Origin of the sequence: Acetobacter syzygii (genome assembly GCF_000964225.1) — a bacterium.
GTDB lineage: Bacteria > Pseudomonadota > Alphaproteobacteria > Acetobacterales > Acetobacteraceae > Acetobacter > Acetobacter syzygii.
The window spans coordinates 47,702-59,433 of the sequence record NZ_BAMZ01000016.1; the positions used below are offsets into that span (position 1 = coordinate 47,702).

At 50.4% G+C, this 11,732-nt stretch carries 9 protein-coding genes and 1 tRNA gene; 5 read left to right on the forward strand and 5 right to left on the reverse strand.

Annotated features, from left to right (window positions below; genetic code table 11):
• Positions 1–104 precede the first annotated feature (104 nt).
• The 4 genes from Absy_RS07225 to Absy_RS07240 form a co-directional block, all read right to left on the reverse strand.
• Entirely contained in the window at positions 105–851 is a 747-nt protein-coding gene (locus tag Absy_RS07225; RefSeq protein WP_048854071.1) for a tetratricopeptide repeat protein, read from the reverse strand.
• Between the two features lie 15 nt (positions 852–866).
• Positions 867–3,248: a TonB-dependent receptor gene (locus tag Absy_RS07230; protein ID WP_048854072.1), complete on the reverse strand. Its 2,382-nt coding sequence runs from the start codon at positions 3,246–3,248 to the stop codon at positions 867–869.
• 282 nt (positions 3,249–3,530) lie between these two features.
• Complete coding sequence (locus Absy_RS07235) at positions 3,531–3,674, reverse strand: hypothetical protein (RefSeq protein ID WP_158319844.1); 144 nt, start codon at positions 3,672–3,674, stop codon at positions 3,531–3,533.
• A gap of 103 nt (positions 3,675–3,777) precedes the next feature.
• A tRNA-Cys gene (locus Absy_RS07240) sits at positions 3,778–3,851 on the reverse strand.
• Positions 3,852–4,003: 152 nt separating this feature from the next.
• On the opposite strand from Absy_RS07240, the gene Absy_RS07245 reads away from it, so the two are divergent.
• From Absy_RS07245 to msrA, 5 genes are all read left to right on the forward strand, one after another.
• Complete coding sequence (locus Absy_RS07245) at positions 4,004–4,717, forward strand: protein-L-isoaspartate O-methyltransferase family protein (protein ID WP_245614770.1); 714 nt, start codon at positions 4,004–4,006, stop codon at positions 4,715–4,717.
• Positions 4,718–4,844: 127 nt separating this feature from the next.
• Complete coding sequence (locus tag Absy_RS07250; RefSeq protein WP_048854074.1) at positions 4,845–6,284, forward strand: TolC family outer membrane protein; 1,440 nt, start codon at positions 4,845–4,847, stop codon at positions 6,282–6,284.
• 30 nt (positions 6,285–6,314) lie between these two features.
• A complete protein-coding gene (locus Absy_RS07255) occupies positions 6,315–6,932 on the forward strand; it encodes a DUF2497 domain-containing protein (protein ID WP_048854075.1) in 618 nt (205 codons plus the stop codon).
• A 131-nt stretch (positions 6,933–7,063) separates the two neighbouring features.
• Entirely contained in the window at positions 7,064–9,760 is a 2,697-nt protein-coding gene (locus Absy_RS07260; protein ID WP_048854106.1) for a valine--tRNA ligase, read from the forward strand.
• Positions 9,761–9,826: 66 nt separating this feature from the next.
• Entirely contained in the window at positions 9,827–10,366 is a 540-nt protein-coding gene (msrA, locus tag Absy_RS07265) for a peptide-methionine (S)-S-oxide reductase MsrA (protein ID WP_048854076.1), read from the forward strand.
• On the opposite strand, the gene Absy_RS07270 is transcribed toward msrA, so the two are convergent.
• Complete coding sequence (locus tag Absy_RS07270; RefSeq protein WP_048854077.1) at positions 10,367–11,722, reverse strand: ABC transporter ATP-binding protein; 1,356 nt, start codon at positions 11,720–11,722, stop codon at positions 10,367–10,369. It lies immediately after the preceding gene.
• Between the last annotated feature and the right edge of the window lie 10 nt (positions 11,723–11,732).

Here is an 11,732-nt window from a genome sequence, read left to right on the forward strand (position 1 = left end):
TATTTTATATGTATTATTGACTAATAAAAATTATAATCAAAAACCAAACCCCTAAAAACCTGTCAGAACAATAAAAATTTCAATATGTTCAAATCATACATTTGTCATTGCAATCGCTCTCTCACCGTCAATAACAAATTTCCAGCTTTTGGATGTTCGATTGTTGGTAAAGCTTGGCTCATCGCCATCAGAATATCTGGTGTTGCCTCTGGCAAAGCCCGCTCCCACCAGTCTAGCGCAGCCAGAAGGTGCCCTTGCTCTGCCAGAATGGTCGCATAATTATGGCAACCACGGTAATCACCACTCTCGGCCGAACGACGGTACCAATCTATGGCTGTTGCCGACTGCTTTTCCACAACCCAGCCTTCTTCATAAAAACGGGCCATAATGTTCATGGATTTAGCATGACCATTATGCGCACCCATCTGGAAAAACTGAAAAGCTCTGGGCAAGTCGCGCTCCACACCAATACCACGCATATAAAGAATGGCCAGATTATAACGCCCCCAGTCATCATCTGCTTCTGCTGCTTTTGCATAATGATGGACAGCCTGAGGCAAATTTTTATCAACACCCCAGCCAAAATAGTAACAACGACCAAGCATGTTATAGGCAGGACCATAACCTGTTTGCGCAGCAATGGAAAACCAGGTGAAAGCCTGTGCAGGGTCTGGGGGCATAAAAACGCTGTTAAGCAGAATTTTCCCCCACAAAACCTGTTCCAGAAGGTGACCATTGGCCGCCTTCTGGAAAATTGCCTGTACATGATCCGGCAATGAGACAGCGGCAGGACGTTTACTACGTTTTTTCCTGCCGATCACACGCCCCAAAAATGAAGTGTGCCTGCTCATGAACATACCGCTCTATTAGTAAGATGCCGCCAGATTGAACAGGAAGGCCCGGCCGATAGAGGGCGTAACACGGTTGGAAAACAGATTTCCGTAATTCAGGCGATTGGCAAGGTTGTAGCCATTCATGCTTACCTTCCAGTGATCGTCGAAGTGATGTGATACTACGGCATCAAATTCTACATTGGCAGGAACACGGGCTGTGTTTGCCGTGTCCAGGAACACACCTTCACGCCAGGTTACGCCACCGCCAACCAGCAGATTGTAGGCTTTTTTAGGAGCAATTTCATATGTGCTCCACACAGTTGCCTGATTGCGCGGCACATACTGCACCTGTTTGCCAATATCCTTGGCTGTACCGCCAGTCGTCAGGCTGTCGTAACGGGCATAAGTGGCGATTACGTTCCAGTTTTTCAGAATCTGGCCGGACACACTGAGTTCAATACCCTGGTTGCGCTGCGTATCGCCCGAAGAGCTGACGCTACCTGTGCTTGGGTCTGTAAGCAGCGAGTTCCCTTTTTCCAGACGGAAAATAGAAGCCGTAAAGCCAATCCGATCATGAAATGCCGAATATTTTGCACCAAGTTCATACAACTTGCTGCGTTCCGGAGCAAATTTCTGGTTTTTAGGTGTCAGAGGTTCAGAACTGTTCGCTACATACAGCCCCAATGGAGTCGTAGATTCCGCCCAGTTGAAATAGACCATGGCATGGTCATTAGGCGTATACATCAGGCTAACATTAGGGTTAAACGTATCCTGTTTTTGCCCTAAATGCGTATCTGCGGTTGAGGCATCGCCTCCGGTTGCATTGTAATGGCTGTTCCAGTGGTCCCAGCGGAACCCGGCCTTAACAGAGAACCATGGCACAAACCAGATCTGGTCGGACAGAAACGCCCCAACATCCGTTGCATCGCCCGTTTTCCATTCCTTCCTGCCTACACCATTGGGCATATTGGTCAGGTTGGACGCGCATTCACCCGCACCACAAAGAGCAAGCCCAGGCACATACATGGACGGATTAAGCAGGCTGGTTCCAGGCCGCGTGCTTGCATACGCATAGTTCCGGCGCCGGTCATAAAGATGTTCAATATCCACCCCACCAATGATCTGGTGCCTGATTTTACCTGTATTAAAATTGGCAACAGCAGAGGCAACATTCTGCACAGACCAGTCGTCTTGCTGGTATGGGTTGGGGCCACCCAAACCACCATTACGCGAAATCATGGCGCTTGCCGGATTGGATGAGAAAAAAGCATTGGTGCAGGCAGTGCCACAGGCTTCCTGCGATGCAGAATAATAACGGCTGTAAAGACCACCACGTGTGTCGTTATACACAGTGACGTATTTGTTAACCTCCCATTGCAAACGACCAGTCAACATATCTGTGGAGGTATTATCCTGATCATAAGTTGTGCCGTACCAGTTGTTACGGTTCACGCCATATTCAGTCACAGGTTTACCATACGCTGCACCAGGTTTGGTAACAACTGGCACACCGTAATCTGGAATTCGATTGTCGGTCTGATGGAAATATTCAATGGTATAGTTAACTTTTTTACCCAAACCAAAAATAATAGAGGGTGCAATACCCCAGCGGTGCGAGTAAATATAATCACGCCCGACCATATTATTTTCATTTCCCATTCCTGTCAGACGGACAGCAATGGTATCTGTAATTTTGTGGTTAACATCCAACGTGCCGCGATAATAAGCGCCACTCCCACCAGAAAAGCTGGCGTTAACATGGTTGCCAGCATACGGCGTTTTAGTCGTAATATTAATGGCGCCACCTGTCGTGCCATTACCAAACACCTGCGATGAAGGCCCTTTGATAACAGTTATATGGTCATAATCAAAACTGTCTCTCGTATAGACACCAAAATCCCGGAGACCGTTTTCATAAATATCGTTCTGTGCTGCAAAACCGCGGATCAGGAACTGGTCACCCGACATTCCTCCTTCACCTTCCCCCACAGAAGCCGTAATTCCGGGGACGTTCTTGAGCGCCTCATCCAGAGATTTCACATTCTGCTGCTGCATCAGAATCTGCGGCACAACGTTAATTGTCTGTGGGGTATGCAGCACGTCATCCTGCATTCGGCTAAACCCGATGGATGAACGCAAGGTGTTCATGGGGGAGGCAACAACGGTCCATTGCTCGACCTCGGTGCCATCTGCACGCTTTAGGGTTTCAGGCCCTTTCCCTTTGGCATTTGTCAAACTGGCTGCACCATCGTGTTCAGCCTGCTGCGTGTTGTTTTTTGCAGTATGGCTATGACTGGCAGGGTCCTGAGACTGCTGTGCATCATCAGCCAAAGCAGGCAGCACGTTCCAGCTCATGGCAAGACCAACAGCCAAAGGCACAGGGTTAAGGTGGTGGCGGATAGGAGATGAACCCATATTTGTACAGCCTGAAAATAATGATTATGATTCGCAACCGCACATATATGTAAATACGAATCATTATCAACATAGAAAGTGCGTGAGAGGTTCCATACTCACCCACAAAAAGGCGAGAAAGCCTCGGGGCCACTTAATTTTTTCCATAATCTGATTATTATATATACAAGAAACAAAAGTGTGATGAAAAAGACACTCTGCGTTGCAGATACAAATCAGCAGAGAAGTGACTTACTGTTATCCAATAGGACAAGGGCAGGGATCATGCTGATTTGTATTTTATTATATATAGATAAAATTAAGTAAAATAACCTGCACTTCAGATGTTTTTGTCAATCTGCAATCAGCCTGACTTGCAATAGCAGGAACCTGAAAGTGTTTTGGATTTGCTGCCGTAAGCCTTAGTCCAAGCACATCAGATGTCATGCCCCTATCTTCGTTCCATCATTTTGGAATATCGCAAGACATAAAAACATCATACATAGCCTCAACACGAGGGCTATCAGCATTTTTATTTTTTAAGAGGGGATGGAGGTCCGGGCGGGAATCGAACCCACATACGCGGATTTGCAGTCCGCTACATCACCATTCTGCCACCGGACCAACGGTGTAGGATGAGAGCCTTATGTCCTTTTCTTTCAAATTGGTCAAGACGTTGTGTTGTGCCAATTTCAAAACAGTATGCCAGACAGACTCTCGCACAGGATCAGTTCCATGCCGATTAAGCAGATGGTCAATCAGAAAGAGGACGCAACATGAACGCCCATGCGACCACCGCCACGCCTAAGGGACAACAGTCAATGGATGCAACCATGTACGCCGAAGCCCGCAATCTGATGGTAGATGACCAGCTTCGCCCCTCAGAAATTACTGATTCGCGCATTCTGGACACCATGCGCCATCTTCCGCGTGAGCTATGCGTTCGCCCTGATCTGCAAAATGCTGCTTATGCAGATACAAGTCTTCCTCTGGCCCAGGGGAGAGTTCTACCTCAACCCTTACTGACTGCGCGTCTTGTACAAGCCACGCCCCCCCATGCTCACGAGCGTGTTCTGGTTGTAGGGGCATCTACAGGTTATACGGCGGCTCTTTTTGCGCACCTTGACCTGCATGTTACAGCACTCGAATCGAACTCCTCACTCGCACAGGCTGGACAAACATTCTGCCAGACATACGCCCCAACTGTTGTCTGGCATCAAGCCCCCCTGAACAAAGGGGTTTTAGATTCGGCACCGTATGACCTGATTTATTTTGATGGTTGCGTTGCCGCACTTCCGGATTTTTGCAACGACCAACTCTCTGCCCAAGGCCGTGTGGTCGGCTTATTGCAACGGAACACTTCCTTGGCAGAGGCTTTTCTGGCCGTTAGGGAAGCAGGGTATTCCAAACCGTTCAGATTAACATTTCTGTTCGAAGCGCAAGCTCCGCTACTGCCGGATATCATCCCCGAATCTGCTTTTTCTTTTTAACTTCCGACCGGAAAAGCACCACAGCATTGCAGCAACCTGCAAACTATAAATTGGAATTTAATATCACATCGTGGCATTGAACGAGGCCGTGAGCACATTGCGATAACTTGCAAGCAGGAGCAGCCTCATGCGGCGTATTTGCGGAACCGGCCTGAGTCTGGCGGTCATACTCTGTGGAACAACCGCCTGGGCGCAAAAGTACGATGGCAGCGGCTCTCCCTCTTTTATTCCACACACATTGCAAGAAGCCCTTGCGGCAACGTACCTAACCAATCCAACCTTACAGGCTGCTCGCGCCACACTGCGTGCCACGGACGAAAACGTGCCTACCGCTCTTGCCGGGTGGCACCCCACAGTAACCGGGCAGGTTGGGCTATCTTACTATAATGGCATTAACGATTACGCTGGCGTGGGGCATCCGCGCACGCATCAATCCTTACGCCGGTATGACACTCCGGGCTACTCGGCTGGCGTTGCCATTAACCAGCCCATTTACAGCGGCGGGAAAACAACAGCAGCCACGCATGAAGCTGTTAATCAGGTCATGGCAGCCCGTGCCCACCTTATTTCGGTCGAACAGCAGGTGTTTAAGCAGGTTGTCAGCGCCTATGTGGGCGTCATTGAAGACGAACAACTCCTGCAATTAAACATTAACAATGAGCGGGTTCTGCAACAGCAGCTCCGCGCAACCAACGAACGATTCAGGGTAGGAGAGATCACGCGCACGGATGTCGCACAGGCTGAAGCAGCTTACGCCTCCGCACAGGCAGCCCGTCAGCAGTCTGAAGGTACCTTGCAAACCGCACAGGCAACTTACATGCAGGTTGTTGGCATGGCCCCGCCTCCTAACCTCATTCCCCCACAGCCGCTGATTCTACCTGTTAAAAACGAACAGACAGCCGCGGCACTGGCGGTTAAAAATAATCCCGATGTTATTCACGCACTTTTTACCGAAGCAGCTCATAAAGATTCCGTGGGCGTTGCCATGTCCGTCATCATGCCCAAAGTATCTGCAACAATGGGTTATCAACGGCAGGTCAATCAGGCCCTGAATAATCAGGTGAACGACAGCAAATATGCTGCGCTCAATTTCAATGTTCCCATCTATCAGGGCGGATCGGAGTATGCCGGGGTTCGGCAGGCCAAACAACTGGCGCAAGAAGCACACCGGGAGGTGGATATTCAACGGCGCTCCGCCGCGCAGGATGCCGTTTCCAACTGGCAGAAACTCGTCACTTACCAAGCATCAATCGCCAGCAATCGTATTGCAATCAAGGCTGGTACCGTAGCACTGGATGGTGTGGAGCGGCAGGCCATGGTTGGCACCAGCACAACGCTGTCCGTTCTGCAGCAACAGGAAACCCTTTTGCAGGCTCAGGTCGCTCTGGTGCAGAGCTTGAGCAACATGGTCATTGCCTCCTACAATGTGGCCGCTGCCATTGGACGCCTTACTGCAACCGATCTGAAACTGAATGTTCCCCTTTATGATGACAAAGCATACTATAACGCGGTAAAGGATCGACTATGGGGGTTGAACGATTATGCGCTCAACCAGCCGGGTCGATAATGTTAAGCCAGAAGTAGCAGGGATGTTTGTATGGTGTCGCCTCAGGACTCATCTGAAGAGACAGGTAAATCAGTAGCAGATACCCTGTCTTCCATTCGGCAGGTACTGCATGATGAGCACCTTTCGGCTACAGCAGCACATGCCCCGGAGCCACAGGATGATCAGGACGACGATGTGCTCGTCCTGTCCCCATCCATGATGGACACAGCACAGCCGGAAGAAAAAACCCCGGCTGTGCCCACAAATCCCACTGTTGCAGCCCGAACAGGCCGCAACACGGATCTTGTGCAACCGCGGGCTGTGGACCATGATGAAGTATTATCTGTAACGGATCTCAGGCAGATCGAACTCAACAAAAAGGCTGAACATACCATGTCTGGTCCATTGCCCATCCCTTTGAATGACGAAACGGTTTCCGATACCGCCAATTCATTTGCTGTTCTGCAGAAAAGCCTGCAAGAAAAATATCTTAGAGAACATGAGGAGAGAAAAGTGGCTGTCACGCATGAAGGGTCTCTGACGGTTGAAGACATCGTGCGCCAGGAAGTGCGCGTTTTCCTCAAAAAATGGCTTGATGCCCATCTGGCAAACATTGTCCAGACTGCTGTGCGCAAGGAAGTTGAACGCCTGACACAGCGCGGACTGTAAGGTTTTTCCTCTGCTGCTTCTGTCTCTGCTATATTGCAGGGAAGCAGAGGTACCCTGTGGTCTGTTAGTTGCTCTGCAAAGGCGGGGGCGAGATGCCTGCCGCCTTTTTTACGTGGTGTGGTTGGATAAATATGCTGAACAAGACTTTTGAGCCTGCACAAACAGAAAACCGGCTGTACGAATTGTGGGAAAGCAAAAAAGCTTTCTCTGCGCAGCCAGCAAGCGACAAAAAACCTTTTACAATCATGATCCCACCACCCAATGTTACCGGCACGCTCCATATGGGCCACGCGTTAACCATGACGTTGCAGGACACTCTGATCCGATGGAAAAGGATGCAGGGGTTTGATACGCTCTGGCAGCCCGGAACCGACCACGCAGGCATTGCCACACAAATGGTGGTCGAGCGCACACTCGCAGCAGAAGGCAATACCACTCGGCAGGAAATGGGGCGGGATGCCTTTATTGAACGTGTGTGGCAATGGAAAGAAGAATCCGGTGGAGGAATCACCCGCCAGCTCCGCCGCCTTGGCGCTTCGCTGGATTGGCCACGCGAGCGTTTTACCATGGACGAAGGGCTGTCTCGCGCTGTTAAGGAAGTTTTTGTCTCGCTCTACAAAGAGGGCCTGATCTACCGCGACAGACGCCTTGTAAACTGGGACCCAACATTCCGCTCCGCCATTTCCGATCTGGAAGTAGAAAGCAAAGATGTTGCGGGAAATCTCTGGTACATCCGCTATCCGGTTGAGGGCGATAACAGCGCCAGCATTACCGTTGCGACCACCAGACCGGAAACCATGCTGGGTGATACAGCGGTTGCTGTTCACCCAGAAGACGAACGCTACAAAAATCTGATTGGCAAATCCGTCCGCCTGCCATTAACTGGGCGCTTGATCCCCATTGTGGCGGATGAACACTCCGACCCGGAAAAAGGGACGGGAGCAGTTAAAATAACACCAGCGCATGACTTTAATGACTTTGAAGTCGGTCGCAGGCACCAGCTCCCCATGCTTAGCATTCTCGATGAACAGGCACGCATTGTGCTTGATGAAATCGAAGCCGAGTTAAACGCCATAAATGGTCTGGCAGACCCTGCATTTGTGCGCTCACTAGCCGGAGTATCTCGGGAAGAGGCGCGTAAGACCATTGTGGCCAAGCTGGAAGAAACCGGCTGGCTGGAAAAAATTGAACCTCACCGTCATCAGGTTCCACATGCAGAACGGGGTGGGGCCGTTATTGAACCACGCCTGACAACCCAGTGGTACTGCGATGCTGGCAAACTGGCCGGTCCCGCCATTGAGGCCATTACCTCTGGCCGTGCCAGCTTTATACCAAAGCAATGGGAAAACACGTTTTTTGCGTGGATGCGTGACATTCAGCCTTGGTGCATTTCCCGTCAGTTGTGGTGGGGGCACCGTATTCCCGCGTGGTATGGCCCAGACGGCCATGTTTTTGTTGCGCATGATGGGGAAGATGCACACAAGCAGGCCGAACTCCATTATGGCAAAACAGAAGCCCTTACCCAGGATGAAGATGTTCTGGATACATGGTTCTCATCTGCCCTATGGCCGTTCTCTACCCTCGGCTGGCCAGACAAAACGCCCGAACTCGACCGTTATTATCCAACAGACGTTCTGGTAACGGGTTTTGACATCATCTTCTTCTGGGTCGCCAGAATGATGATGATGGGGCAGCACTTCATGCACGATGTGCCATTCCGTAACATCTTCATCCACGGGCTGGTGCGTGACGAGCACGGACAAAAAATGTCCAAAAGTAAAGGCAATGGCATCGATCCGCTGGAGTTGATTGAAGATTACGGCGCCGATGCCATGCGCTTTACCATCTGCGCTCTTACCGGCATTGGGCGCGACGTAAAGCTGGGTCGCAAACGGGTTGAAGACTACCGTTCATTTATTACAAAGCTCTGGAATGCAGCACGCTTTTGCGAAATGAACGGAGTTAAGGCTCCTGTTGATTTTGACCCCAAACGGGTTCAATCACCATTAGGTCGCTGGATTATAGCCGAAGCCGCATCTGCCATCACGGAAGCAACCCGTGCACTGGAAGCTTATCGGTTTGATGAATATGCGCTCACCTGCTACCGTTTTGTCTGGAACCGTTTTTGCGATTGGTTCTTGGAATTTGCCAAACCTGTTTTTAACTCTCAAAATGATCAGGAAGCGGCCGAAATTCGGAACGTGGCAGGCTATGTGCTTGGTGTTATCCTGCGCTTGCTCCAACCTGTTGTACCCTTTGTAACAGACACGTTGTGGCACTCTTTTGGCTTTGGTGAAGAGGGCAGCCTGATCGCCGCAGACTGGCCAGAACCCATTCTTCCAGCCGGGGCAGAAGAAGCAGAAGCTGAGTGTGGCCAGATCATCCGCCTGATTACGGAAATCCGTACCGTACGGGCGGAAATGAATGTTCCTCCCTCCCAGACTGCGCCTATCCTGCTAAAAGACGCTACACCTCTTACACTGGAACGCATCCAGCGCTGGCAGGAAGCCATCAGCCGCATGGCTCGGGTGACGGAAATCAACTCGCTTACAGGTGATATCCCAACAGGATCTGCTCAAGCTGTAGTAGATGAAGCCACCGTCATTATCCCGCTTGAAGGATTGATTGATCTGGCTGTTGAGCGAGAACGCCTGAAAAAAGAATTGGCAAAAGCAGAAGACGAAGTCGCCAAGACCGAGAAAAAACTTGGGAATGAAAACTTTGTTAACCGCGCAAAGCCTGATGTTGTGCAGGAAATGCGCGACCGACTGGAAAATCAGCAGGGTGAATGCACGCGCCTGAAGGCAGCATTGACCCGCATAGCCTGATAATTTCTTACTCCCTCATCAGTTCCATGGCTGGTGGGGGAGGAAAACTGGGAAGGATTGGTGGATATGACAGAAACAGCGGTATTAGGTGGCGGTTGTTTCTGGTGTTTGGATGCCGTTTATCGCCAGATGCGCGGCATTATTTCCGTCACTACTGGCTACGCAGGGGGTAAGGTCGATCACCCGACTTACCAGCAGGTCTGCTCAGGACAGACCGGTCACGCAGAGGTGGTCCAACTTACATGGAATTCTGAAATTCTGGACTACCGGGAAATTCTGGAAAGTTTTTTTGTTCTGCATGATCCAACCACACTGAACAGGCAGGGGCATGATATTGGCACCCAATATCGTTCTGTCATTTTTTATACATCAGCCCAGCAACACACCGTTGCTAAAGAGGTATTACAAGCAGTAACAGATCATAATCTGTGGGAGGCCAAGCCTGTTACACAATTATGTCCACTCACGACTTTCTGGCCAGCTGAACCTGAGCATAACAATTATTATGCACAACATCCCAGTGCTGGATATTGCCAGGTTGTGATTGCCCCCAAGCTTGCCAAAGCCCGACAGACTCTCAGCCACCTTTTACTGCCTGCTGGCTGATTATTCGCGACTATCATCAGGCAGAAAAAAGCGGTCGCTTTCTTCATCATAATCAAACAGTTCGGCAAAGCGGGTCCAGCCAATAATAGTCTGGAGCGTCTGCCGCGCATAATCGGGGGACATGCTCGCCTCCAGCTCATCCCGGAAGCGCTCAGCTTTAACACTATGCGTTGGGCGTTCATCCAGTAGCGCACAAATCATTTTCACCAATGGTACATGATGCCGCAGAGCATGACCCATGATCGCCTTGCGTTCTTCCAGATCGCTCAAAACAAAATGAACGCCCTCATTGGTCAGAAGGATATCCCCATCCTCCAGCTCCGCCAGAGCAAGCAACTCCAAAGATTCCCCGAGCGGGAACAGATCATCAAGCTCAAGTTGTAGTTTTTCCGCCAACATAGGCAAATCAGCCCTTCCATTAAGGGGAGGGGCAGCCAAAGCCTCCAACATGCCAATCATCATAGTAATCGAGACTGGTACGAGCGCCCTGAATGCTGGTGCCATGGATGTCGCAGCCGTGGAACGGTGCATCAGATCCGCTTCGGAAATAATCGGAGCCCGTTGCGTCATCAAAGCATAAATATGATCGACCAGTTGCCGAAAAGCCGCATCCTCGCGGTTACGCGGATGAGGGAAGGGGACTGGCAGAACGTGAGCAATGCGACCCGGATTAGATGATGAAATAACAATCCGATCACACATCAACACCGCTTCTTCAATGTTGTGCGTTACAATTAATATGCTCTGTACGGACAGCTTGTTGTCTGACCATAATTCGATCAAATCAGTCCGCAGATTTTCGGCTGTCAGCACATCCAGAGCTGAGAACGGTTCATCCATCAGCAGAAGTGCCGGGTTAACAACCAAGGCCCGAGCAAGTCCAACACGTTGCTGCATTCCGCCAGAGAGTTCCTTGGGCCAGGCATTCTCATACCCACCCAAGCCAATCAGATCTATGGCGTTTTCCACCAAGGCATCACGTTCATTCGCTGGCGTTCCTTTTGCATCCAGTCCAAGAGCGACATTTTCTTCAATTGTCATCCATGGAAACAACGCAAAGGATTGAAACACAACAGCTACATCTTGCGTTGGGCCTTTAAGTGGTTCTCCTTTCCACAGAACTTCACCAGATGTCGGCGGCAGCAACCCGGCAATAATGCGCAGCAAGGTTGATTTGCCGGACCCAGACCGGCCCAAAAGACCAACAATTTCCCCCGCATGAATAGTCAGATTGACGTCATCCAGCACCTGTACATCTGCGGTACTGTCTTTGTGGTAGAATTGCCGGACATGCCGCAACTCCGCCAGAACAGTCTGATGCGACGCAGCGCGTCCGGATTGGGAGGGAAACACCATTACAGGTCAG

Excerpts from the sequence above, each read along its gene's own strand:
- Absy_RS07255 (WP_048854075.1), top strand. The coding sequence starts at position 6,315 with ATGGTGTCGCCTCAGGACTCATCTGAAGAGACAGGTAAATCAGTAGCA.
- Absy_RS07230 (WP_048854072.1), bottom strand. The coding sequence starts at position 3,248 with ATGGGTTCATCTCCTATCCGCCACCACCTTAACCCTGTGCCTTTGGCT.
- Absy_RS07270 (WP_048854077.1), bottom strand. The coding sequence starts at position 11,722 with ATGGTGTTTCCCTCCCAATCCGGACGCGCTGCGTCGCATCAGACTGTT.
- Absy_RS07250 (WP_048854074.1), top strand. The coding sequence starts at position 4,845 with ATGCGGCGTATTTGCGGAACCGGCCTGAGTCTGGCGGTCATACTCTGT.
- Absy_RS07260 (WP_048854106.1), top strand. The coding sequence starts at position 7,064 with ATGCTGAACAAGACTTTTGAGCCTGCACAAACAGAAAACCGGCTGTAC.
- Absy_RS07225 (WP_048854071.1), bottom strand. The coding sequence starts at position 851 with ATGAGCAGGCACACTTCATTTTTGGGGCGTGTGATCGGCAGGAAAAAA.
- Absy_RS07235 (WP_158319844.1), bottom strand. The coding sequence starts at position 3,674 with ATGACATCTGATGTGCTTGGACTAAGGCTTACGGCAGCAAATCCAAAA.
- msrA (WP_048854076.1), top strand. The coding sequence starts at position 9,827 with ATGACAGAAACAGCGGTATTAGGTGGCGGTTGTTTCTGGTGTTTGGAT.
- Absy_RS07245 (WP_245614770.1), top strand. The coding sequence starts at position 4,004 with ATGAACGCCCATGCGACCACCGCCACGCCTAAGGGACAACAGTCAATG.